This window comes from Frankia sp. Mgl5 (genome assembly GCF_023242985.1).
GTDB classification, from domain to species: Bacteria; Actinomycetota; Actinomycetes; order Frankiales; family Frankiaceae; genus Parafrankia; species Parafrankia soli.
Genome location: NZ_JALKFY010000009.1, coordinates 73,745 through 97,205, shown reverse-complemented (window position 1 = coordinate 97,205; position 23,461 = coordinate 73,745). Strand labels below are relative to the sequence as shown.

The following is a 23,461-nucleotide window of genomic DNA, read 5'->3' as shown; positions in this document are numbered from 1 at the left end:
GCGCCCATGACGCTACCTCAGAAGCGCTTCCAGGCAAAGCCGAGGACTAATTATGTGGGCTGGTGGCAGGGTGGGTGTGGCGTCCATCTCCGTCGGGCGAATCCTGAATTTCGAGCTGTTCGAAATAGTTCGGATTCTGCGGTCTGGTCGGCGGGTCGCGGGATGTTCGACGGCTTTGTTGCGGCGCGGGCGCGCGTGTCGGCATTGCCGCTCGCCGCCGATCGCGGGAGCGTCGGTCGTACGAGCGCCAGTCGTGGGAGCGCCGGTCGCGGATGGGGCGGCGGGCGGGCGAACCCGGCGCGATCCCGCGCACCGACCGGCGCGGGCGAAACTGCCCGGGCGGAACGGTCCCAGCTGAACGATCCGGGCGGAACGCGGGCCGGCAGAGTGGTCAGGGGGCTGGACAGCGTGCGGCGACAGCCATATCTTCACTAATTAACTGAACAAAGTGGGGTTACTGGCGGTGGTCGAAGGGTGGTGGCTCCCATGCCCCCAGCAGGCTCAGTCCCGCTGTCGGTGCTCGACCTGGCCCCCCTCCCCTCGGGATCCTCGGCGGCCGACGCGCTGCGCAACACGCTCGATCTGGCCCGGCAGGCCGAGCGGTTCGGCTACGCCCGCTACTGGCTCGCCGAGCATCACCTGACCCCGGGGGTCGCCTCCGCCGCACCCGCCGTTCTGATCGCCCTGGTCGCAGCGGCGACGGAGAGGATCAGGGTCGGCTCCGGGGCGGTCCAGACCGGGCATGACACGGCGGTGGTCGTCGCCGAGCAGTTCGGCACGATCGCGCACCTTCACCCCGGGCGGGTCGACCTGGGGCTTGGTCGATCCAATCTGGGCCGCTTGGTCGACCGGGCCGCCAAGCCCACGCCGAACGGCACAGCGCAGCCTCCGAACGGCACAGCGCAGCCTCCGAACGGGACAGCGCAGCCTCTGAACGGGACAGCGCAGCCTCTGAACGGGACAGCGCAGCCCCTGAACGGGACAGCGCAGTCGCCGCCTCGACCCTCGGCGCGGGTGGTCGACGGCCTGCTCCTCCCTGAGCCACCGGCGGTCACCTTCGACGTGGAGCGCCTCGGCCGGCAGTTGCGGCTGGTCGGTTTCCGGGACGGACCCGAGGAGGACTACACCGCGCTGGTCCGCGACATCCAGGCGTTCGTCGGTGGTACCTACCGTGCGCCTGACGGTACGGCGCTGTCCGCGCCGGCCGCGGAGGGCGCAGATCTGGAGATCTGGATCCTGGCGGCGACCGCGGGCGGGAGCGCGCTCACGGCCGCGGCCCTCGGCCTGCCGCTCGGCGCGAATTACCACATCGTCCCGTCCACGGTGCTCGAGACGATCGCGGCGTACCGGGCCGCGTTCCGGCCCGGCGTGCTGAACGAGCCGCGGGTGATGGTCTCCGCCGACGTCGTCGTCGCGCCGGACGACGAGACCGCCCGCCGGCTCGCCAGCGGCTACGGTCCGTGGGTGGCCAGCATCCGCGCGGGTGGTGGCGCCATCCCGTACCCGAGCCCCGGGGAGGTGGCGGCGCGCGGGCTGAGCGACGCCGAGCGGGCGCTGGTCGCCGACCGGGTGGACACCCAGTTCGTCGGGTCGCCCGAGACGGTCGTGCGGGGGCTGCGGGTCCTGCGGGACGCCACCGGCGCCGACGAGCTGCTGATCACCACGATCACCCACGATCACGCCGATCGCGTGCGTTCCTACGAGCTGCTCGCCGAGGCCTGGTCCCGGTCGAGCGCGGTGGGCTGACATCGATGACCGGTCCCACCGCCCCGGGCGAGCTGCGGCTCGCCGTCGCGCTCGACGGCTGCGGCTGGCACCCCGCCGCGTGGCGGGAGCCCGACGCCCGTCCCCGCGAGCTGTTCTCCGGCCGTTACTGGACGGAGCTCGTCCAGGAGGCCGAGCGTGGCCGGCTCGACTTCGTGACGATCGAGGACACGCTGGCGCTGCAGTCGTCCCGGTATGACGGCCCGGACGGCCGGGTCGACGAGGTCCGCGGCCGGCTTGACGCTGTCCTGGTGGCGGCCCGCGCCGCGCCGCGCACGCGGGCCATCGGCCTCGTCCCGACGGTGGTCGTGACGCACACCGAGCCGTTCCACGTGGCCAAGGCCGTCGCCACTCTCGACCATGCCAGCTCCGGGCGGGCCGGGGTGCGGGTCAGGGTCCGCGCGGGGCGGGACGAGGCCGCCCACTTCGGCCGTCGTGACCTGCCGCCGGCGCGGCCCGCGGACCTGTTCGACGAGGCCGCGGACTACGTCGAGGTCATGCGCCGGCTGTGGGACAGCTGGGAGGACGACGCCGAGATCCGCGACGTGGCCACGGGGCGGTTCATCGACCGCGACAAGCTGCACCACATCGACTTCGCGGGCCGGTGGTTCAGCGTGCGGGGGCCGTCGATCGTGCCGCGCCCGCCGCAGGGGCAGCCGCTGGTCACCGCGCTCGCGCACGCGGCCGTCCCGTACCGTTTCGCCGCGGGTTCGGTGGACCTCGTCCACGTGACACCGCGCGACGCCGCCGACGCGGCGCGGATCCTGCGCGACCTGCGGGCCGAGCAGGCCGCGGCCGGGCGGCTCGCGGAGTCCCTGCGGGTGTTCGCCGACCTGGTGGTGTTCCTCGACGACGCTGAGGGCCGGGCCGCCGCGCGCAGGGGCCGCCTGGACGAGCTCGCGGGCCGGGAGTTCCGGTCGGATGCCGCCGTCTTCGCCGGCACGCCGGCCGGCCTCGCCGACGTCCTCGAGGAGTGGGCGGGGGCGGGTATCGACGGATTTCAGCTGCGCCCGGCGGGGGTTCCCACCGATCTGACCGCGATCACCCGCGGGCTGGTGCCGGAGCTCCGGCGTCGTGGCCTGGTTCCGCCCGAGTACGGCGCGGGCACGCTGCGCGGCCTGCTCGGGTTCCCCCGGGCGGCCAACCGCTACGCCGCCGCCCCACCCGAACCCGCCGCAACCTGACGCGTCCGTCCCGACCGGGAGGAACCGGATGAGCAGCCCGACCAGGCAGATCCACCTCGCCGCGCACTTCCCGGGCGTGAACAACACGACCGTGTGGAGCGACCCGCGTTCGGGCAGCCACATCGCGTTCGAGTCGTTCGTCCATTTCGCCCGGACGGCGGAACGGGCGAAGTTCGACTTCCTGTTCCTGGCGGAGGGGCTGCGGCTGCGGGAGCAGCGCGGGCGCATCCATGACCTGGACGTCGTCGGGCGTCCAGACACGTTCACCGTGCTCGCGGCGCTGGCGGCGGTGACCGACCGGCTGGGCCTGGCCGGGACCATCAACTCGACGTTCAACGAGCCGTACGAGGTGGCCCGCCAGTTCGCCAGTCTCGACCATCTCTCCGACGGGCGCGCCGCGTGGAACGTCGTCACCTCCTGGGACGCGTTCACCGGGGAGAACTTCCGCCGCGGTGGCTTCCTGGCCGAGGAGCAGCGCTACGAGCGCGCCGAGCTGTTCCTGCGGACGGCCAGCGAGCTGTTCGACTCCTGGCGGGGGGACGAGATCGTCGCGGACAAGGAGTCCGGCGTCTTCCTGGCCGATGCCAAGGCGGGGGCGTTCGAGCACCACGACGCCCATTTCGACATCAGCGGGCAGTTCACGGTGCCCCGCAGCCCGCAGGGCCGGCCGGTGATCTTCCAGGCCGGTGACTCCGACGCGGGCCGGGAGTTCGCCGCCCGGTCCGCCGACGCGATCTTCAGTCGGCACAGCACGTTCGACGCCGGGCAGGCGTTCCACGCGGACGTCAAGCGCCGCCTCGCCCGCTACGGCCGTGCGCCCGAGGATCTCCTCGTCCTGCCGGCGGCGACGTTCGTCCTAGGCGACACCGACGCGCAGGCGCGGGAGCGGGCCGAGGAGGTCCGCCGCCAGCAGGTCAGCGGCGCCACCGCGATCCAGTTCCTCGAGCAGGTGTGGAACCGCGACCTCGGTGACCACGATCCGGACGGGCCGCTGCCCGAGGTCGACCCCGTACCCGGGGAGAACACCGTCGCCCAGGGCAGGGCGAGCGTGCGGATGTACGAGGACCGGCTGGCCACCGCCCGCCGCTGGCGCGAGATCGCCGAGGCGGGGAAGCTCACCACCCGCGAGCTGGTCATCGAGGTCACCGGGCGGCAGGCGTTCGTCGGCAGCCCGGCGACCGTCGCGGACACGATCAACCGGTTCGTACAGGCCCGCGCGGCGGACGGGTTCATCCTCGTCCCGCACATCACCCCCGCCGGCCTGGACGAGTTCGCGGACACGGTCGTCCCGCTGCTCCAGGAACGTGGCGTGTTCCGGGCCGACTACACGGGGACGACGCTGCGTGACCATCTCGGTCTCGCCCCGGTACCAGGATGGCCGGTTCACGCGGTCTGAGGCCTTCCTCACGGCGTGTACATCGGCTCGTTCGCGATTCGCCGGGCTCGGCCCGGTCTCCTGACTGCTGATCTCGGAGATCTACCTGACCCGGCTGGACCCGGTCACAGGCCGCGGCCGGGGGACAGGATCCCGGTCGGGTCGAACAGGTGCCGCAGACGCTGCTGCAGGGAGTGGTTCGCCGTCCCGAGCTCCGCGCCGAGCCAGCGACGCTTGAGGGCGCCGATCCCGTGCTCACCGGTGACTGTGCCGCCCAGGTCCAGCGCGGTCTGGAAGATGAGGTCGGCAGCCTTCCAGACGTCGGCGGGGATCTCGTCGGCGGCCCTGTCCGGCCCGTCGGTGCCGTCAGTTCCGTTCAGCCTGTCGGAGCCGTTCACGACGATGATCGGGTGCAGGTTTCCGTCGGCCGCGTGCGCGATAGTGAAGATCCGTACACCGGTGGCGGCGCTGATCTCGGTGATCCGCGCTGCCGCCCGCGCCAGCTGGGAGCGGGGCACGGCGATGTCCTCGATCAGAACCCGGCCGATCCGTTCGAGGGACGGCAGGGCCGCCCGGCGGGCCGCGAGCAGTTCGGCCGCGGCCGCCGGGTCCGCCGCGCGGCGCACGGCGCGGGCCGGCCCGCGCAGCACCGCCTCGACGGCGTCGGCCTCGTCGTCGGCTCCGGCGCCGTCGGTCTGGACGAGCAGGAGGGCCTGGCCGGCGTCGGCGAGATCGCCGCCGGTCGCCGCGTCCACGGCCCGCACGGTCGGCCCGTCGAGCAGCTCCGCCATGGCCACCACGATTCCGGTGGCCATGATCGCGGTGACCGCGTCCACCGCGGCGCCGAAGGAGTCGAAGAAGGCAGCGAGGGTGACCGTTCGCCGCGGCGCCGGCCGCAGCCGCAGCGTCGCGCCGACGACGACGCCGAGGGTGCCCTCCGAACCGACGAACAGGCCGGTCAGGTCGTAGCCGGCGACGCCCTTCACAGTGCGCCGCCCGGTGCTGACCAGCTCCCCGTCAGCGAGGACCACGTCGAGGCCGAGCACGGACTCCCGGGTCACGCCGTACTTGGCGCACCGCAGGCCACCCGCGTTGGTCGCGATGTTCCCGCCGATCGTGGAGATCGCCGAGCTGGCCGGGTCGGGGGAGTAGCTCAGCCCGACCTCCCGGGCGGCCCGGTCGAGATCGTCGGTGATCACCCCGGGCTCGACGACGGCGACGGCATCGGGCACCGACAGCTCGCGGATGCGGTTCATGCTGCTGACGTCGAGGATCACCGCGCCGTCCGGGGCGGCCGCGCCGCCGGCCAGCCCCGTCCCGGCGCCCCGGACCGTCACCGGGGTGCCCGACGCGAGCGCCGTGCGCAGGACGGCCCGCACGTCGTCGACGCCGCCGGCGAACGCCACGCCGAGGGGACGCCCCGGCGGCCGCCACCCGGAGCGGTCGAGCCGGTGGGCGTCGACGACCGCGCCGTCCTGGCTCCACCGCCCGGCCGGCAGCGCCGAGGCGAACGCCGCGCCCGCGCCCGCGGCCGCCGCGCCCGCCGTCCCGCCGGTCATGACCCGGTGGCGGCGGGGCGCTGCGGGTCGGCGGACCAGGCCGACCACGAGCCCGGGTAGAGCGCGGCCTCGATGCCGGCGGTGGCCAGGGCCGCGATCTCGTGCGCGGCGGTCACCCCGGAGCCGCAGTACACGCCGACGGGCTGGCCACCGACCGGCTGGCCGCCGGCGGACGTCCCGAGGGCGGCGAAGCGCTCCCGCAGCCGGTCCGGGGTGAGGAAACGGCCGTGTTCGTCCAGGTTGTCGCCGGTGGGCGCGCTGACCGCCCCGGGGATGTGGCCCGCGCGCGGGTCGACCGGCTCCACCTCGCCGCGGAAGCGCTCCGCGGCGCGCGCGTCCAGCAGCACGCCGTCGCGGGCGGTTCGGGCCGCGCCGTCCGCGTCGAGGGTGGGCAGGTGACCGGCACTGAGCACCACGTCGCCCGGGGCGGGGACGACGTCGCCGGTGGCGAGCGGGAACCCGGCCTCGCGCCAGGCACCGAGCGCACCGTCGAGGATGCGGACGTCCGAGAGGCCTGCCCAGCGCAGCAGCCACCAGGCCCGCGCGGCGGCCAGCCCGCCGTTGTCGTCGTACACGACGACGGGCCGGCCGGCCGACACACCCCAGCGTCGGGCCGCCCGCTGCAGGTCCTCGACGGCGGGCAGCGGGTGGCGCCCCGCGGTCCCGCCCGGCGCGGCGGCCAGCTCGGTGTCCAGGTCGACGTAGACGGCGCCCGGGAGGTGACCGGCCAGGTAGTGCTCCCGCCCGTGCGGGTCGCCGAGCGCCCAGCGGACGTCGAGCAGCACCGGCGCCGGCCCCGTCGCCACTAGGTCGTGCAGCCGCTTGGCGTCGACGAGCACCTCACGGAGACTGTCGCCGTCGGCGGGTGACGCGGACGCGAGCAGGGCGGTGAGGTCGTCCTCGCCGAGGCCGCCGGGGCTCGACCCGCCCAGAGCGGCGAGGGCGATGCGCCGCTGAACGCCCGCGTTCAGCGGCGCGGACGTCCCGTGCAGGCGGGCGAGGAGCGCGATCTCGCCGTTGAGGAAGTCGGACTCGACCGTGGCGCCGCGGGCCAGGCTCTGCCACGTCGAGCTGCCCTGGCGGGAGTGGCCGGGGATGTCGTGCAGGACCAGGCCGGACAGGTCGAGACCGGTGTCGCCGGTGAGCACGTCGGTCACCTCGACCCCGGCGGCGGCCAGCACCGTGCGGGCCTCGGTGACCAGCGCCGCGCCGAGCCGGTCGCGGGCCGCGCTGGGCGGGTAGACGGCGTCGAGGTTGTAGGCGAGGTTCCCGAGCAGCTTGCCGACCTTCCACCGTTCGACATCCGGAACGACCTTCACCGCGAACTGCGCGCGCCGCAGGTCGGCGGCGATCCGCTCGGCCGCCTCGCTCTCGCCGCGCGGGGCACGTCCCAGGTAGAAGGCGCCCGCCAGCGGGGCGCCCGGCGAGACCACCGTTCCGGGCGTCGAATGGGATGACGGGATGATCACGACCGCGTCGATGACGGTGTCGAACCGGCGCAGCGCGGCCCGGGCGTTCTCCACCCCGTTCTGCAGCAGCAGGATCGGCAGCTGTTCGGCGGCGGTGCCGCCCGGGTGCACCGGCCGCCACGCCCACTGGGCGACGAGCGCCTCGGTGTCCTGGGACTTGGCGGAGAGCACCAGCACGTCGCCGGGGCGCAGGTCGACCTCGTCGGGGCCGCCGGCCACCGGCAGGGGGAGGCGCCGGTCCCAGTCGGGACGGTCGGCGTCGGGACGGAGGTAGCGCAGGCCGTCGGCGCGCAGCGCCGCCAGGTTCGCCCCGCGGGCGACGAGGACGACGTCGACACCGGCATCGTGCAGCTGGGCGGCGACGGTCCCCCCGACGGCACCCGCTCCGATGATCACGTATCTGGCGGTCATGCGGTCTCCGTAGATTGTTTGGGCGGCCGGGATCACGTGGCGAGTGCCTGCTCTCAGAGGCCGAGCGCGCGGCGGCCGGCCACCAGCAGCGCGGTGTCCTCCTGCGGCGGGTGGACCCGGGCGCACAGCACGTCCCGAAGGTGGCGCTCGAGCGGGTTGTGCCTGGTCAGCCCGGGATTTCCGATCGCGGCGACGGCCGTCTGCACCGCCGTGACGGCGGCCCGGACGATGAGCGGCTTCGCGAGCACCAGACGCTGCGGGGGAATCGACTCACCGGCGTCGATGCGGCGGCCCAGCCCGAAGGCGAGCTCCTCGGCCAGGACGAGCTGGGCCTCGATCTCCCCGGCCACGGCCTGGATGCGCTCGGTGGTGGCGATCGGACGTCCCAGCCCGGTCGGGACGCGCTCCTGGGCGAACCGGGCGAAGAAGTCCCGCGCGGCCCGGGCGACCCCGACGTACAGGGCGGACGCTCCCAGCGCCACGCCGGCGAACGCCGCGTCGCCCCGGTGCTCCGACGCCGGCGCCCCCTGGAAGTTCTCGGCCGGGATCTCCACGTCGGTGTAGATCGCGTCGTGGGTGCTGCTGGCCCGCAGCCCGAGATGGTCCCAGGTGCGCACGATCCTGATCCCGGGGGAGTCCCCGGGGACGATCGCGTGGCCCTGAAGTGGATCGGCGTCCTCGGTCGCCGCCCACACCAGGTGGTAGCTCAGCCCTTCCGAGCCTGTCGCGTACGCCTTGTGCCCGTTGAGGACCCAGCCGGACGCCGTCCGCCGGATCGTCGTGGCCGGCAGCCCGCCGCGGGCCGGCGCGCCCAGCTCGTGCTCGGCGCGGATCGCGTTGACCAGCACCGGCCGCTCGAGGGAGCCGCGGACGACCGTGCGGTAGAGCTCGTCGGGCCACCACGGGTCCTTGCTCTGCAGGACGTGCTGGAACACGGTCATCGCGGTGATCAGGGCGACGGACGGGTCGCCCTGCCCCAACGCCCCGAACACCCGGATGCTGTCGACGGCGCTCAGGTCGGCGCCGCCGTAGCGCGGGGCGATGCCGAGGCGCAGCAGGCCCGCGTCGTGGACCACCCGCAGGCCCCGCCAGGGGAACTCGGCCGAGCGGTCGTGTTCCTCCGCGGTGGCGGCGAGCTGGGCGGTCACCGTGGCGAGGGCGTCGTCGGTAACGTCCACCGGCGGGAGGGCCGACCGCGCGTCGACGGTCGGCGTCGTCGTACCGAGCTCGACGGTCATGGCGTTCCTCCGCGGCGCGGGACGGGCATCATCGGCGTGGACGTGGGAGTCATCATGCTCAGCTCGTCCACTCGGCGATCCGGGGGAGCGCGGCGGCCGGGGCGGCGAGCCCGGCCGGGCCACTCTCCGCCGGAGGAAGGGCCCGAAGCCGCTCGAGGAACAGGACGATGACGGCCGCGGCGGTGCGGTGCGTGGCGTCGTTGAGCGCGTCGTGTCGGCCGCCGGCGATGGTCACGAACTCCGCGGACGGCGCCTTCGCGACGCTCGCCCGGGCCGCCCGCACCGGGCTGACCAGGTCGGCTTCACCGTGGACGGCGAGCACCGGCACCCTTACCAGGCCCAGGTCGGCGGCGGCGAGCCAGCCGGCGGGCACCGGGTCCAGCAGCGCGCCGCGCCGAACCCGCGGGTCGTTGCTCAGCCGCGACTGGTGGGTGGGGCAGGCGGTGCGCTCGGCCAGCTCGTTCTCCCAGGAGTCCGCCCGGACCGGCGCGCTGTCCCCGGCGCTGCTGTCCGCCGGCTCGCCGGCGGTGGGCAGGCCGGCCAGGATGACGCCGTCGACCTCGTTGCGCGCGCCGGTTCCGGTCGCGGCGAGGGCCGCGACGAACGCGGCACCGGCGTCGGAGCCGGCGAGCACCCGCGGGCCGGGCAGGTCCGGGTCGTCGAGCAGCTCGCGGACGCGGGCCCGGGCCCCGTCCTCGTCGCTGGTCGCGTCGGCGACCACCCTGACCTTGTACCCGTCGGCCGCGATCCGGGTGCCGAACCGCTCGTAGACACCAGGGTGCTCGCCGCGGCCGGCGACCAGGATCACCGTGCCGCGCGGGGCCACGGGCTGCGGGTTGTCCCACCCGGCCACCGCGTTGGCCGGGGCGTCCTGGACGGCTTGGAAGGAGGTCATCGCTGAAGTCCTGTCGTGTGCGGTCGGGTGGCCGCCACGGACGTCGATCCGCGGGCGGCGCGTGGCGTGGTGAGTTGGGGCATGCCCCGCCCACGCAGCCGGATCTGACGGCGCGGGGTGGATACCGGGGCGCCGGCCTGTGCCCCGAGAGGTACGTCGGGCGGCCGGGGCCGGGCGGCCGCGGGGCCTCGGTGCCGGGCCGAGAGGCAGGAACCGGCCCGCCGGGACCGGCCCCGGTCTGCCGCCGTCCCGACCGGCGCGGCGCGGACGCGCGGCCGGTCAGTGAGCGCGACAGCAGGCCGAGGCGAGGGTTCCGTAGTCGACGAAACGTCGGCGGGTGAGGACCCGCGGCGCTGCCGCGACGCCTGCCGGGTGTCGGCCGGTGGCACTCGCTCGTCCCGGCGCGCTCCCGCCCACATTCCCCAGCATGTGCATCAGGATGGTTGGAAAATCGGGCAGTGTAAAGCCGCCCCGAGCGATCAAACCGATCGCAAAACATGATAGATCACATAGAATGGCTGCCGTGTCCAACACGCTGGATCTGACGGCGCTGCGCAGTCTCGTGGCCATCGCCGACTGCGGTGGATTCCGCCGCGCGGCCGAGGCGTTGTGCATCTCCCAGTCGGCGGTGAGCCAGCACGTGCGCCGGCTGGAGAAGGTGGTGGGCCGCCCCCTGGTCGAGCTGGTCGGCCGCGGCTCCCGGTTCACCCCCGACGGCGAGCTGCTGCTCTCCGCCGGGCGGCGCATCCTCGCCACCCACGACGACGCGCTGGAGCTGCTTGGAGTGGGTGCGTCCGTCCTACAGCGCCTGATCACCGTCGGCTCGACCGAGCACGCCGCCGACCACCTGATCCCCCGGGTGATGGCCGTGCTCACCGAGCAGTTCCCGGACGTCGAGGTCAGGTTCCGCCTCGACCGCGGCGCCCGGCTCGCCCACGCCCTCGACCGCGGCACGCTGGACGTCGCCGTCCTGGTCGGGACGGGCGGCAGCCCCGCGGGGCGCCCGGCCGGGCTGCTCCCGCTCGCGTGGTACTCGGCCCCCGGCTGGCTCGTCCCGCCGCCGGACCGCCCGCTGCCCCTGGTCGCGGTCGACGACCCGTGCACGATCCGCACCCAGGCCCTGACGACCCTCGCCCGCGCCGGCCGGGTCGCGTCGGTCGTCGGCGAGTCCGGCTACCTGGCCGGGGTCCTGCACGCGGCGCGGGCCGGCGTCGGAGTCGCCCTGCTGGCGGACGTCGGCCCGCCGCCGCAGGGTCTCGAGCGGCGGGCTGACCTTCCCGCGGTCGACCCCGAGCCCATGCAGGTCCGGCTACGCCGCGGAGCCTCCCCACGGCTGGCCAGCCTCATCGCCGACGCGGTCGCATGCACCCTCGCCGCCGGCCGCGCCCCCGCCTGACCACCCCCGCGGGCCGCTCACGGTCGCAGCGGGATGGCGAATCCGCCAGGTAGAGGGGCCGGGGTGGTGGAAGCGACTGCTAGGAAACCGGTTCCAGAACGAAGACGGGGATCACCCGGTCGGTCTTTTTCTGGTAGTCCGCATAATCGGGCCAGACCGCTATGGCGCGTTCCCACCACAGCGCCTTCTCGTCACCGGTCACCTCGCGGGCGATCATGTCCTGGCTGACCGTGCCGTCCCGTAGCTCGACCCGGGGGTGGGCGAGGACGTTGTGATACCAGACGGGATGCTTGGGCGCACCGCCGAGCGAGGCGATGATGGCATAGCGGCCGTCGTGCTCGACCCGCATCACCGGGCTCTTTCGGATCTTGCCCGACTTCGCGCCCAGGGTGGTGACGATGACCACGGGCACACCGCGCAGCTCGGTGCCCTTGGTCCCGCCGGAGCTCTCGTACTCCTCGACCTGCTTGCGGACCCATTCGGCCGGGCTCGGTTCGTATTCACCAATGAGAGGCATGCCGCGAGTCAACACCAGTGGGCCCGGCGCCATGCCCGAGGCGGCGGGTGTCGTCCACCGGCGATGCCGGTTCCGGGTCCGGACGGCGCACGAGGCGCCTAACGTCGTTCCGACCGGTGATCGAGCATGGGGGCTTGCCGAGGCATGAGCGACAGCACGGGCACAGGTGAAAACGCGGGCGCGAGCGGCGAGGCTGGCATGGTCTCGAAGTGGGTCGACCTGGACGGCCCCGTGCACTACGCGGAGTTCGGCGCGCCCGGAACCATCGGCGGGAGCCCGCCGGTGGTGTGCGTCCACGGCCTCGGCGGGTCGTACACCAACTGGCTCGCGCTGGCACCCCTGCTCGCCTCGACGTCCCGCGTGCTCGCGCCCGACCTCGCCGGCCACGGCCGCACCCCGCTCGGCAACCGCGGTGCCGACGTGTCGGCGAACCACCTCCTGCTGGACCGCTTCCTGGCCGAGGTCGTGGGGGAGCCGGTGATCCTCGTCGGGAACTCGATGGGCGGTCTGATCAGCATGCTGCAGGCGGTCCGTCGCCCGGAGTCGGTGTGCGGGCTGGTCCTGCTGGATCCCGCGCTGCCGCTGCGCCGCGGCGGCTGGCCGGAGCCGCTGGTCGTCGCGTCGTTCGCCGCCGTGGTCCTCCCGGGACTCGGGGCGTGGGCGCTCGCCCGGCGCCGCGCCCGGGTCGGCCCTGCCGGCATCGTGGCCCAGACCCTGCGCCTCTGCACGACGGATCCCGCCCGGATCCCGTCCGTCGCGGTCGAGGCACTGGTCGACCTCGGCCACGAGCGGGCGGGCATGGACGGGGTCGAGCGCGCCTATGTCGCCGCCGCCCGGTCCGTGGTGCGCCGGGTCGTCCGCGGCGGCCCGCTGCGGCGGCTGATCCGCCAGGTGGACGTCCCGACGCTGCTCGTGCACGGGTCGGACGACCGGCTCATCCCGGTGGCGCTGGCCCGGGACGCCGCCGGCCTGCGTCCCGACTGGCGGCTGGCGGTCGTCGCCGGCTGCGGGCACCTGCCCCAGCTCGAGGACGCGGCCGGGACAGCCGAGCTCCTGACGGGATGGTGGGAGCAGACGCGGGACGCCGGCGGCGGCGCGCGGAAAGCAGTGGCGTGAAGCCGCGGAACTGACGGGCCGAGGATCGGGTCTGGCCGGCCGAGGGGTTGTCGTGTGGGTTTTCTCCCATCGCCCCGGCTGTTCCGCCCGGCGCCGCCGGGCCCGGTGACGTGATGCCGGTCGCATCTTCCCCTGTGGCGGCTGGTAATCAGCGCCTCGAGTCGGGCCCGGTGACCTGTAGCGATCACTGTCTCGACCGCTTTGAAGCAACGGAGAGACAATCATCGGATCTTCCGGATGGCACGGCGGGTTACCATCGGCCCGCGCGGAGGCGTGGCGGGAAGTTTGGCGGGATGTGCTGGTGTGCAGACACAACGGTGACAGGCTCTGAGTCGCGCGCCCGTGTGCGGCCGGTGTCCTCCTCGCATCTGTCACGGAACGTGACCGTCGGGGGGTCGAGAAGATGTGATCATTGTTCGTATGTAGTCTTTGACTACGTAAGGCCTCCTGGTTCGCGTGGATAGATTCATCAAGAGCTATGGTTGGCCATAAATTGTCCTGACGAAGTTGGTTCATCGCTTCCCGCTGTGTGTCGGCCACCTTGCTCCGGTGTGCTTCGGTAGGTCACCTAGCCGGCCGGTCGGCTAGGCGGCCAGGCCCGTCCGGGGGCAGTCCAGTGGTCGGTATGTTCGCCATGTCATCCGTTCGGCCTTTGCGTTCCGGATCGGTGCTTCGTCCTGATCGATACCTGTTTCGGGTGTTGATCGGCGGCGGCATGGTTGTCGCCGGAACACGAGTGACCCGGTTCAGCCGCCTGTGGGCGGCGCGGGCGTGCCTGGGCATGCGGCCACCGATTGTCGCCATGTCGCCGAATGTCGTGGAATCTGGAAGGTGGCTTTGTGCTGGTATTTCGTACGAGGTTGCTCGCCGCGGCGCTCGTGACGGCCGCCCTGGCGGCGGCCTGCGGCTCCAGCGAGTCCTCCGGCGTGGACGCGGCGGCGTCGCCCTGCGCTCCCGGAGTCACGGACGACGAGGTCAACGTCGGTATTGTCTACCCGGACACCGGTGTGCTCTCGGCACAGTTCACCGGCTACCGGTTCGGCGTCGAGGCCCGGTTCGCCGAGGCGAACGCCGCCGGTGGCGTCGGTGGCCGGCAGATCTCGACGATCTGGCGGGACGACGAGTTCGACTCCGCCGGCAACCTGCAGGCGGCCCGCGAGCTTCTCCGCGAGAATGTGTTCGCGGTTCTCGAGTACACCGCGCATTCCGAACAGTCCACGCCGCTGTTGCATGACAAGGGAATTCCGGTGGTGGGCGTCGCGGACCAGGCCGCGTGGGGCGACAACGACAACATGTTCCCGCTCGCGTATCAGGTCGACGACACCGACGCGACCAGCACTCTCGGGGATTTCGTCCGGGCCCAGGGCGGCACCCGCGCGGCCCTCATCACGACGACGATCACCGAGTCTTCGGTCATGTACGCCCAGAACGCCCGCCGGAGCCTGGAGGCCGCCGGCATCCCGGTCGTCTTCGCGGACACGAACGCCACGGCGAGCTCACCGGAGGCCGTGCAGCGGATCGTCGGCAGCGGCGCCGACACGCTGATCTCGCTCGCCTCGCTCGACCTCTACTCCGGCGCGGTGACGGCGGCGGCCGCGGCGAACAGGCCGTTCAAGGTGGCGCTCTCGCCCATCACCTACGACGCGCACCTGCTCAACACGCCGATCGCGCGTGCTCTGGCCGGCACCTACTCGACCGTGGGCTTCAGCGCGATCGAGCGGAACCTGCCCGCGCACCGCGCCTACCTGGCCGCGATGACCACCTACGCGCCGGAGATCCAGCCGCCGACGCAGCTGAGCTCCATCTACGGCTACATCACCGCGGACCTGTTCCTGCGGGGCCTGCAGGCGCAGCAGGGCTGCCCCACCCGCGAGTCGTACATCCGCGGGCTGCGTGGGGTGACCGACTACGACGGGGGCGGGCTGCTCAACCAGCCGGTCGACCTGTCCGCCGGCAGGCGCACGGTCGACCTGTGCACGGACTTCGTCCGGGTCTCCGCCGCCGGGAACGCCTTCGAGCCCGTCGGCGCGAAGCCGCTGTGCGGCCAGGTGATCAGCGGCGCGGCCCAGGGAGGCGCCGGGGCGTCCGTGCCAGCCCGGGGGCGGTGACTCCCGCGGCGACGGTGAGCCCCTGCCGGTGAGCCCCTGCCGGTCAGCTCGTTCCGGTCAGTGCGGCCCAGGCGGCGCGTAGCGCCGGGAGTAGCGGCAGCGTGAGCGCCTGGCTCGCCGACACCCAGCGCCAGCCGGCGGTCTCCCAGTTGGCGGCCGCCGGCTCGAACGTGTCCACCACGTTCAGGACCAGCGTCGTGTAGGACCACTCGCCGTGGTCGTCGACGTACTCGTGGGCCGGGACGGCCTCACGGGAGACGCCGGCGGGCAGCGGCCCGAGCTCCTCCTCGGCCTCCCGCAGCGCCCCGGCCAGGGCGGACTCCCCGGGATGCAGCGCCCCGCCGGGCAGTGCCCAGGTGCCGCCCTGGTGCGACCGGGGATGGCGCAGTACGAGCAGGTAACGCGGATCGCCGTCGGCGGCGGCACGCAGCAGTACTCCCGCGGCGCCGAGCGCGCCCCAGTGCTCGCAGCCGCGCGAGCAGAAGACAAAGCGTTCCATCGCCCAAGCTTGCCTCGTCAGCGCCCGCCTCGTCGGCGCACGCCGGGCAGGCGCAGGCGGCGGGGGCGGGCCGGGACGTCCGACGGCCCGTCGGCCAGGCCGGCGCCGCGCCGGCGGCGGCGGCGGCGGAACACCACGGCACCGGCGGCCGGCAGATCGACCCGCACGCTGTCGCCCCGTGGGGACAGCGACCGGCGCGAGCCGCCCGCCCGTCCGCCGAACCGTGGCGCGTCGGTGTCCAGCACCGGCTTCCACCGCCGGCCGGCCAGCGACGGATGCGACAGCCCGAACCTGGGCAGCGGATCGTTGTTCAGGCTGACCACGACCAGGATCTCCTCGCCGCGGTCCCAGCGGCGGAACGCCAGCACCCGCGCGGTGTCGTCGGCGCCGACCAGTTCGACCGCGCGCGAGCGCAGCGCCGGGCTGCCCAGCCGCAGCGTGACGAGCGCCCGATAGCAGGCGAACAGCTCGGCGCCCTCGCCCGCGCGCAGCCCGGCGAGGTCCTCCTTGGCCTCGGCGAACCCGTCGTGGGTGTAGGCCCGCCGGGCTCCCACCTCGTCGCCCATGAGGAACATCGGCGTGCCGGGCGAAAGCAGGGTCAGCGCCGCGGCGCAGCGCAGCCGCGCGAACGCGAACCAGGCCGTGTCCCCGTGCAGCGGCGCGTGGTCGACGGCGACGAGGATGTTGCGGGCCGAGTGCTCGGAGTTGCCGGCCTCGTCGTGGCTTTCGGTGTAGACGACCGTGCGGTCCGCGGCGGCGGTGAACGCCTTGGCGAACAGGCTCATGGCCAGCGGGCCGGCGGGGTCGCGCCCCGCGGTGTGCAGCAGCTTGGCGTACTCCGGTCCCTCGCCCTTGTCGCCGACGAGGTGGTGGTAGAAGTCGACGTACCAGTGGGCGTCGAAGCCGAGGCCGCCGGACTCGGCGGGGCGGGTGACCTCCGCCCAGCCGGAGTGGTCCTCGGCGATGAGGATCACGTCCGGGTCGACCAGGCGCAGCGTCTGGCACAGCTCCCGCAGGAACTTGCGGCCGGCGATGTTCGCCGCCGCAACGGGCCGCCCGTCGGCGTGCAGGCTGTTGTAGGCGTGGATGGACGTCGTCTGGTCCACCCGCAGCCCGTCGATGTGGAACTCGTCGAGCAGCGCCACCGCGCTCGCGACGAACAGCGCACGTACGTTCTCGTCGGAGTAGCGCGGCGCCCAGCCCGAGGAGACGTTGTCGAGGTATCCGCCGTCCGGGTGCGGGTGGTCGTCCTCGGCGCCCTCGTACCAGTAGTAGATGTTGCGGCTCGGCGCGGTGCTGTCGTACTGCCACGCGGAACGCTGCGCGTTCGGCGTGTAGTGGTTGTAGACGACGTCCATCAGGACGGCCACGCCCCGCTGGTGGCAGGCCCGCACGAACCGGCGCAGCGCCGCCCGCCCGCCCGCGCTCTGCTTCACCGCCAGGAAGTGCGAGCTGCCGTAACCCCAGGACCTCGTCCCGGCGAACTCGAACATGGGCAGCAGCTCGACGGCGTTCACCCCGAGGTCGGTGAGGTGGTCGACGAACGCGAGCGCGTCGGCGAACGTGCCGGCCCCGGTGTGCCCGAAGCCCAGCGCGCCCACGTGTAGCTCGTAGATGACCAGGTCCTCGACCCGCCGGGGGACGGGCCGGGCCGGGTCGAACTCGTCGGTCCAGAACCGCTCGTCGTCCCGGGTGTCGACGACGACCGAGCAGCTCACCGAGCCGTCAAGGTCCTCGGCCGGGCCGTCGTGGTGGGCGCCGCAGGGGTCGACGTCCCCGGTGCCGCACTGCTGCGCCGAGTACATGTCCGAGCGCCAGGCGACGGACCCGTCGTCGCGGGTGACGCGGTAGAGGTAGCGCCGTCCGACCCAGTCGGCGAAGCCGGGTGCGGCCGCCTCCCACCAGCCGCCGCCGACCTGGCGCATCGGCAGCCTGGTGATCAGCTCGTCCTCACCGTGGCCGTCGTCGGCGATGTAGCCGCCGGGCCCGGCGAAGGCCACCTCGACGGCGAGCGCGTGCGGCGCCCAGACCCGGAACCGGATCCGTTCCCGGGCGTCCGAGCTGACGGCGGTGCCTGAGCCGCCGCCCGTGCTGACCGGGTCTCTCGAGCCGATGGGCAGGACGCGCCGGGCGCCGTTGTGCCGGTGGGCGGCCAGGCGGAACTCCGCGCGCACCACCGGCCCGCACCCCGGGCCGACCTCGAACCGCCGGACCTGCTCCGTCGCCCCGGGATCCGGGACCTCGGCGGGGATCCCCCACACCTGCGAGCCGTCGGGACGGGTCAGCCAGACGCCCCAGTCGAAGGTCCGGGAGACGCTCGCGTCCACCGTGACGGTGGCCCAGTAGGCGGCGCAGCCGTCCTCGGCGGTGAACTCCTCCATCGGCGTGGACGACCAGCTCCCCGCCTGCAGCCCGTGCTCGTCCCAGCTCCCGACCAGCCGGGCCCCGTTCGTGATCCGCCGGCCGACGCCGGTGTGGTAGACGACGTCCACGCGGACGGCGCCGGTGGCGGGTGACGGGCCCACATGCCGGTCGGCGCCATGCTCTGTCGTCACGTCGTCCCATCGGTAGACCTCGGCCGGCGCTCGCGGCCTGCCATGTCTGCCCAAGAATGTCACGTTTCGTGCCGAAAACGGCGTGGCGGGTTCACCCGTCCGGATGACGCGGCGTCATCTGGTGGCCGGGCCGGGGGGCGCCGGCCGGAGCGTCCGCCGGTGCGCCTGCCGGGGTCCGCCCGCGCAGGTGGGCGGCGATCGCGACGCTGGTCACCGCCGCCCACGCGCACCACAGCGAGGTCACCGCCTCGGTCGAGACCCAGGCGAGGACGGCGACCGCGAACAGGTTCGCCGCGCCGAACCAGCGCAGGAACGGCCGCCCGGAGAGCAGCAGCACCCCGCAGGTGCTCACCAGGTAGAGCGCGATCGGCACCGAGCCCCTCCACAGGTGCACCGTGTAGGTGATGTGGCGTTCGTCGGCGTGGGCCCGGACCGGGCCGGTGACCAGCGCGAACGCCAGCCAGCCGGCGCACACCGCGCCCGCCGCGAGCACCGCCGCCCCGGCGCGGCGGCGGGCGGGCACCCGCTCCAGCGCCAGCACCGCCACCGGGACGTACAAGGGAAGGATCACGAACGCGAACGCGAGGTATACCGCGGTCGCCGCCGTCAGCGCCGCCGCGTTCGTCTCGGCGCCACCGAGCTCACCGCGCACGCCCCACCAGACGAACGCCTCCGTCAGCGTGTGCGCCGCGAACAGCACGGGGAGTGCCGCCATCGGCCAGGCGGCGCGCTCGGGGACGTGGCGCAGGGCGTCCACCCCCACCGCTCCGATGATCGCCGCCGCCGCCACGTCCGCCTCGGGTGAGAAGCACATCGGGCCCCCGCTCATCCGGTCCGGCCGGAAGGCCGGTGTTTGTCCGCTCTTGAACGGCTATTACCAGGTCCGGCCCGCCGCTGTCCCGGGAACGGTTGTGCGCGCACGCGTCGGCGCTGTTCCCCGTGGATCTCCACGGGGAACAGCGCCGACGGCTGGTGCTGATCAGATCGACGTCACGTCACGTGACGCCTGGTTGGCGCGGTCGCTACTCGCCCAGGGCCGCGGCCGAGTCGAGCGGGGCGCCGGAACCGGACGTCCCGCCCGCCACGTAGACGCGGCCGTCCCCACCGGTGGCCGCGCCGTGGCCGGAGCGCGCGGTGAGGGCGCTGCTCGCACCCGCGGACCAGCGGTCGTCGTCCGGGGTGAACACCTGGGTGGAGCCGACGGTGTCGCCGTCGCTGTCCCGCCCGCCGACGACGTAGACCCGGCCGTCCGGCCCGGTCGCGCCCGCGGCCTCGGAGACACCCGTCGGCAGGTCGGCGACCTTCGTCCAGGAGCCGTTCGCCGAACCCGAGCCCGGCGTGTAGGCGTAGGCGTCGGACGACGCCTCGGAACCGGAGCTGCCGTCGCTGCCGCCCGCGGCGAGAATCCGCCCGTCCGGCAGGCCGACCAGCACCGGTGCGCCGGCACCGGACGGCGGCGCACCGCCCGTCGTCCAGTCACCGGAGTCGGGGTCGTAGACCGCCAGGGTCGTCGCGTCGAGGACGTAGATCTTCCCGTCGGTGCCGCGGGTGGCGCTCGGCGTGCCCATCGGGCGCGGCAGCGACGGGCCCTCCGTCCAGTCACCGCTCGACGGCGTGTACACCTCGACGGTGTCGGTCGGGGTGCCGCCACCGGTCTGGCCGCCGATCGCGTAGATCCGGCCGTCGGTGTCGGTCGCGGCGGCCAGGTGGTCGCGCGCGGTCGGCAGGGCCGGGGCGTTCGACCAGGCGTCCCGCTTCGGGTCGTAGACCTGGACGGTGTCAACCGGGGCGCCCGCCACAGTCGTACCGCCAGTCGTCCCGCCGCCCGTCGCGCCGGTCGGCGTGGCGGTCGGCGTGCCGCCGCCGGCCGGCGAGGTCGGCGAGGCGGTCGGCGTGCGGGACGTCGTGGGTGTCGTTGGCGTGCTCGGTGTCGTCGGCGTCGTCGTGGGCTCGTCCGTGGCGGACCCGGTCGGGGACAGGGGGCTGAGCTCGCCAGGCGTGCTGGTCGGCACAGCCCCGTTGTTGAAGGCGGCCGGGGTCAGCCGCACCCCCGGGCTCGGCGTCGAACCGCCCTCGTTGCCGGGTGACCCGGTTGTGGTCGGCGTCGGGGTCGGCGTCGGGGTGGCTGTCCTGCTGGGGGTCGCCGAGCCGCTGGGCGTCGACGTCGCCGGTGAGCGGGTGGTGGGCGTCGCGGACGGCGTCGCGGGCACGCCCCCGCCGACCCCACCACCGCCCGCGGCGGTCGCCTCGCCGCCGAGGAGGTAGATCCGGCCGTCGCATCCCGTGGTGGCCGCGACATGGGCGCGCGGCGCCGGAAGGTCGGCGGCGGTCTCCCAGGTGCGCAGCGGGCCGGCGATGTTGGGCAGCGCCGGGCAGGCACCGGCCGCGCCCGCGGACGGCTGTGGGGACGTGCTGGTCGGGCTTGTGGGGCTGGGCGTACCGGTCGGCAGGGCCTCGGCGCCCGGCGCGAGCAGCGCCGGTGTCGCCAGAGCCGCCGCCAGCGCGGTGCTCAGGACCAACGCGCGTGAGGCGCATCTGCGGGACGTTCGTGACCAACTCATGGGTTCCCCCTCCGCGGCCCCGGCTGGGACCGGACCACTGGGTGGACGGGCGTGGGCGACCACCACCGCGAGTGCTGGCGCGCGGCGGCGGTCGGTGCTCGAGGGTCTCGGTCGAGGTCTGGGTCGAGGCCATGCCGGTGGTAGCGATGGGCACGCACTGTCTTCCCGCTGCTTCGCAGAGTAGTCATCGCTGTGGGTGACATCGCTGGGTCACCCGGTCGAGGTGTCCACGGCCGCGGTGCCGTCGGTCGCCCGGCTGCCGGCCCTCACCTGCTTCGCCGCACCTCGCCGCACCGCACCGCGCCGGGCCGCGCCGTCGCCGGGCCGTCGCCGGGCCGTCGCCGGGTCCAGACGCTCCGCGGCCGTCACCGGGTGTCGGCGACCTGACCAGGGCAGGGCCGGCGAACACCCGTAGTCTTGCTCCGCGGGACGCCGTCCGGCCGTCGCCGGACCGGCATGGCGGTGGCCCGCCCACGTACCGGCGCCGGGTGGTGCCGGTGCCCGCGTCGCGATCCGCGGGCCGGCCTCGGGACGGGTCGGCGCGCGGCGGAGCAGCAGGGGATCGGGGGCGAAGCCATGGTGAGCGACCGCAGTCTGAAGACCTTGAACGCCACGCACAGGCGCCTGATGAGACTGACCCGCGGCCGGCTCGGATGGCGGGCCGGCGGCATGCCCGTCCTGGAGCTCACCACGACCGGGCGGCGCAGCGGCCGGGCACACACCGTCATGCTCACCTCCCCGCTGCGGGATGGCGACGCCATCGTCCTGGTGGCGTCGCGGGCCGGCGACGACCGACATCCCGACTGGTACCTGAACATCTGCGCCACCGCGGACGTCGAGGTCCGGGTCAGGGGCGGGTCGTGGCGGCCGATGCGCGCGCGGGTGGCGACACCGCCGGAACGGGAGCGGCTGTGGCCCCGCGTGGTGGCGGACAGCCGCTGGTACGAGAGCTATCAGGCCAAGTCGAAGCGGGTGATCCCGCTCGTCCTGCTCGAGCCGCGCTGATGCGGCCCGGCGCCCGGGACGCGGGCTGGAGCCTGGCCGACGTGCCGGACCAGCGGGGACGAACCGCCGTCGTCACCGGTGCGAACAGCGGCATCGGCTTCGAGGCGGCGAAGGCGCTCGCCGAGCGCGGCGCGACTGTCGTCCTGGCCTGCCGCGAGCCTGCCCGGGCCGAGCAGGCCGCGGCGCGCATCCGGGCCGCCGCGCCGCGGGCGGACGTCCACGTCGAGCCGCTCGACCTGATCTCGATGACCTCCGTGCGCGCGGCCGCCGAACGGATCCGGGCCGCCCACCCGCGGCTTGACCTGCTCGTCAACAACGCCGGGGTGATGCTGCCCCCACCCGGCCCGAGCGGCGACGGCATCGAGCCGACGTTCGGGGTCAACCACCTGGGGCACTTCGCGCTGACGGGCCTGCTGCTCGACCGCATCCTGGCGACGCCGCACTCGCGGATCGTCACGGTCAGCAGCCTCGCCCACCTGGTCGGCCGCCTCGACCTCGAGCAGCTGCGCCGCCTCCCGCCGCGCGCTGACCGACCGGGGGACAGCCGACCGGTGGTCGTGCCCGACCAGCGCGCCGGGTCGTCGTCCGGGCCGCGTGTACCCGCGCGCGGCGAGCGTGACAGCGCCGCCCTGGACAGCGCCGCCCTGGACAGCGCCGCCCTGGACAGCGCCGCCCTGGACGGCGGGCGCCCGGCCCACCAGCGGCTGCGGCGCTCGCCGGGCATGCCGGGCATGCGGGGCATGGGTCGGCGGCTGCCCCGGCAGCGCCTGCCGTATCCGACATCCAAGCTGGCGAACCTGATGTTCACCTTCGAGTTGCAGCGCCGGCTCGCGGCCACCGGCGCGTCGACGATCGCGGTGGCCGCGCACCCGGGAATCGCCCGGACCGGGCTCACCCGCAACCTCATGCCCCCGGCGCGGGTGTTCATGGGCCAGCGCCTGGCGCCGCTGATGTCGTGGCTGGTCCAGAACCCGGAGATCGGCGCGCTCGCCACCGTCCGGGCCGCCCTCGACCCTGCGGCGCGCGCCGGTGACTACTACGGGCCGGCGGGCCTCTTCCACAGCACGGGCCTGCCCGTCGCCGTGCGCTCCAGTGCCCACTCGCGCGACACCCATCTGCAGCACCGGCTGTGGGTGGAGTCCGAGCGGCTCACCGGGGTCAGCTACGACTTCCACCGCAGTCTCGAACGGCCGTCGCCGTCGCGGGCCTGACGACCCTCAAAGGCCGAGGCTGAGGCCGCCGAGGGTCGGTATCGACCCGACGAACACCACGAGAGCGCCGACCGCGGCCCCGATCGCGCCGACGAGGTCGAACGTCCCGATCCGGTGGCGCCACCGGCGGTACGGCGGTTGATCGACCAAGGGTTCTTTGCGAAGTTGTTCATCGGTGGTGATGGCGGCGTGGAGCGGGCGACACTGGCCGAGCTGTTCGCGGCGTTGCTGGCGGAGGTCGGCGGTGGAGGTGATTGCCGCGTTGCGGAGCGAGGCGTCCGGCAATGCGGCGGCCGAGGAAGTGCTGGATACCTCGGGCGAGCGGTCTGTCGGCCCTGGGGCTCGGACCAGCGTGCGGCCTTTGGAGGTGTTCGAACGCATGTGCGATGGCGGGGTGGAAAGTTCGTGGTCACCAGGGGTTCCCGAGGATGGGAATGGTGCACATGATGATCTTGTGGTACCCCGGGTGGGATTCGAACCCACACTGTCGGTGGTTTGAGCACCGTCTCTCTGCCGTTGGAGTACCGGGGCCGGCCTGGTCCGCGCGGGGAGAACCGATGCGGAACCTCTCGTGGACGACTCTAGCCGGGTAGGGTGC

At 74.0% G+C, this 23,461-nt stretch carries 18 protein-coding genes and 1 tRNA gene; 8 read left to right on the top strand and 11 right to left on the bottom strand.

Annotation, left to right across the window (positions count from 1 at the left end):
• Window positions 1-486 precede the first annotated feature (486 nt).
• Genes MXD62_RS06840 through MXD62_RS06830 form a run of 3 tightly spaced genes read left to right on the top strand, consistent with a single transcriptional unit; the run spans window position 487 to window position 4,344 of the window.
• A complete protein-coding gene (locus tag MXD62_RS06840) occupies window positions 487-1,746 on the top strand; it encodes an LLM class flavin-dependent oxidoreductase (RefSeq protein WP_248828570.1) in 1,260 nt (419 codons plus the stop codon).
• Between the two features lie 5 nt (window positions 1,747-1,751).
• Window positions 1,752-2,948 (top strand): LLM class flavin-dependent oxidoreductase, encoded by a 1,197-nt coding sequence (locus MXD62_RS06835; RefSeq protein WP_248828569.1) that lies wholly within the window; start codon window positions 1,752-1,754, stop codon window positions 2,946-2,948.
• A gap of 28 nt (window positions 2,949-2,976) precedes the next feature.
• Window positions 2,977-4,344 (top strand): NtaA/DmoA family FMN-dependent monooxygenase, encoded by a 1,368-nt coding sequence (locus MXD62_RS06830; protein ID WP_248828568.1) that lies wholly within the window; start codon window positions 2,977-2,979, stop codon window positions 4,342-4,344.
• Window positions 4,345-4,448: 104 nt separating this feature from the next.
• Here the strand turns inward: MXD62_RS06830 and MXD62_RS06825 are convergent, their stop codons facing one another.
• The 4 genes from MXD62_RS06825 to MXD62_RS06810 are packed head-to-tail and all read right to left on the bottom strand — an operon-like array spanning window position 4,449 to window position 9,895.
• Window positions 4,449-5,882, bottom strand: a complete 1,434-nt coding sequence (locus MXD62_RS06825) for an FAD-binding oxidoreductase (protein ID WP_248828567.1) — start codon at window positions 5,880-5,882, stop codon at window positions 4,449-4,451.
• Complete coding sequence (locus MXD62_RS06820) at window positions 5,879-7,762, bottom strand: rhodanese-like domain-containing protein (RefSeq protein ID WP_248828566.1); 1,884 nt, start codon at window positions 7,760-7,762, stop codon at window positions 5,879-5,881. The genes MXD62_RS06825 and MXD62_RS06820 overlap by 4 nt, the downstream gene beginning before the upstream one ends.
• A 53-nt stretch (window positions 7,763-7,815) precedes the next feature.
• Window positions 7,816-9,000 (bottom strand): acyl-CoA dehydrogenase family protein, encoded by a 1,185-nt coding sequence (locus MXD62_RS06815; protein WP_248828565.1) that lies wholly within the window; start codon window positions 8,998-9,000, stop codon window positions 7,816-7,818.
• A 58-nt stretch (window positions 9,001-9,058) separates the two neighbouring features.
• Window positions 9,059-9,895 carry a lysophospholipase gene (locus tag MXD62_RS06810; RefSeq protein ID WP_248828564.1) on the bottom strand — a complete coding sequence of 279 codons (837 nt, stop codon included), beginning with the start codon at window positions 9,893-9,895 and terminating at the stop codon, window positions 9,059-9,061.
• A gap of 514 nt (window positions 9,896-10,409) precedes the next feature.
• Here MXD62_RS06810 and MXD62_RS06805 point away from each other — a divergent pair.
• Complete coding sequence (locus MXD62_RS06805) at window positions 10,410-11,291, top strand: LysR family transcriptional regulator (protein ID WP_248828563.1); 882 nt, start codon at window positions 10,410-10,412, stop codon at window positions 11,289-11,291.
• Between the two features lie 79 nt (window positions 11,292-11,370).
• On the opposite strand, the gene MXD62_RS06800 is transcribed toward MXD62_RS06805, so the two are convergent.
• Entirely contained in the window at window positions 11,371-11,808 is a 438-nt protein-coding gene (locus tag MXD62_RS06800; protein ID WP_248828562.1) for a nitroreductase family deazaflavin-dependent oxidoreductase, read from the bottom strand.
• A gap of 144 nt (window positions 11,809-11,952) precedes the next feature.
• Between MXD62_RS06800 and MXD62_RS06795 the strand changes: the two genes are divergently transcribed.
• Together MXD62_RS06795 and MXD62_RS06790 are read left to right on the top strand one after the other, a co-directional pair.
• Complete coding sequence (locus MXD62_RS06795; RefSeq protein WP_248828561.1) at window positions 11,953-12,924, top strand: alpha/beta fold hydrolase; 972 nt, start codon at window positions 11,953-11,955, stop codon at window positions 12,922-12,924.
• Between the two features lie 839 nt (window positions 12,925-13,763).
• Entirely contained in the window at window positions 13,764-15,032 is a 1,269-nt protein-coding gene (locus tag MXD62_RS06790) for an ABC transporter substrate-binding protein (protein ID WP_248828560.1), read from the top strand.
• Between the two features lie 43 nt (window positions 15,033-15,075).
• On the opposite strand, the gene MXD62_RS06785 is transcribed toward MXD62_RS06790, so the two are convergent.
• The 4 genes from MXD62_RS06785 to MXD62_RS06770 all read right to left on the bottom strand — a co-directional run bounded on the left by MXD62_RS06785 (window position 15,076) and on the right by MXD62_RS06770 (window position 20,647).
• Window positions 15,076-15,531: an NUDIX hydrolase gene (locus tag MXD62_RS06785; protein WP_248828559.1), complete on the bottom strand. Its 456-nt coding sequence runs from the start codon at window positions 15,529-15,531 to the stop codon at window positions 15,076-15,078.
• 17 nt (window positions 15,532-15,548) lie between these two features.
• Entirely contained in the window at window positions 15,549-18,086 is a 2,538-nt protein-coding gene (locus tag MXD62_RS06780) for an alpha-amylase family glycosyl hydrolase (protein WP_248828558.1), read from the bottom strand.
• 91 nt (window positions 18,087-18,177) lie between these two features.
• A complete protein-coding gene (locus MXD62_RS06775) occupies window positions 18,178-18,915 on the bottom strand; it encodes a DUF6629 family protein (RefSeq protein ID WP_248828557.1) in 738 nt (245 codons plus the stop codon).
• A 193-nt stretch (window positions 18,916-19,108) separates the two neighbouring features.
• On the bottom strand, window positions 19,109-20,647 hold the full coding sequence (locus tag MXD62_RS06770) for a kelch repeat-containing protein (RefSeq protein WP_248828556.1): 1,539 nt from the start codon (window positions 20,645-20,647) through the stop codon (window positions 19,109-19,111).
• A 627-nt stretch (window positions 20,648-21,274) separates the two neighbouring features.
• Between MXD62_RS06770 and MXD62_RS06765 the strand changes: the two genes are divergently transcribed.
• Window positions 21,275-21,652, top strand: coding sequence for a nitroreductase/quinone reductase family protein (locus MXD62_RS06765; RefSeq protein ID WP_083391226.1), 378 nt, complete (start codon window positions 21,275-21,277; stop codon window positions 21,650-21,652).
• Entirely contained in the window at window positions 21,652-22,863 is a 1,212-nt protein-coding gene (locus tag MXD62_RS06760) for an SDR family NAD(P)-dependent oxidoreductase (protein ID WP_248828555.1), read from the top strand. Before MXD62_RS06765 ends, MXD62_RS06760 begins: the two co-directional genes overlap by 1 nt.
• A gap of 6 nt (window positions 22,864-22,869) precedes the next feature.
• Here MXD62_RS06760 and MXD62_RS06755 read toward each other — a convergent pair whose 3' ends face one another.
• The gene (locus MXD62_RS06755; RefSeq protein ID WP_248828554.1) at window positions 22,870-23,244 is read right to left on the bottom strand and encodes a hypothetical protein; all 375 of its coding nucleotides are present in this window, start codon (window positions 23,242-23,244) and stop codon (window positions 22,870-22,872) included.
• A 74-nt stretch (window positions 23,245-23,318) separates the two neighbouring features.
• Window positions 23,319-23,394, bottom strand: a tRNA-Leu gene (locus MXD62_RS06750).
• Between the last annotated feature and the right edge of the window lie 67 nt (window positions 23,395-23,461).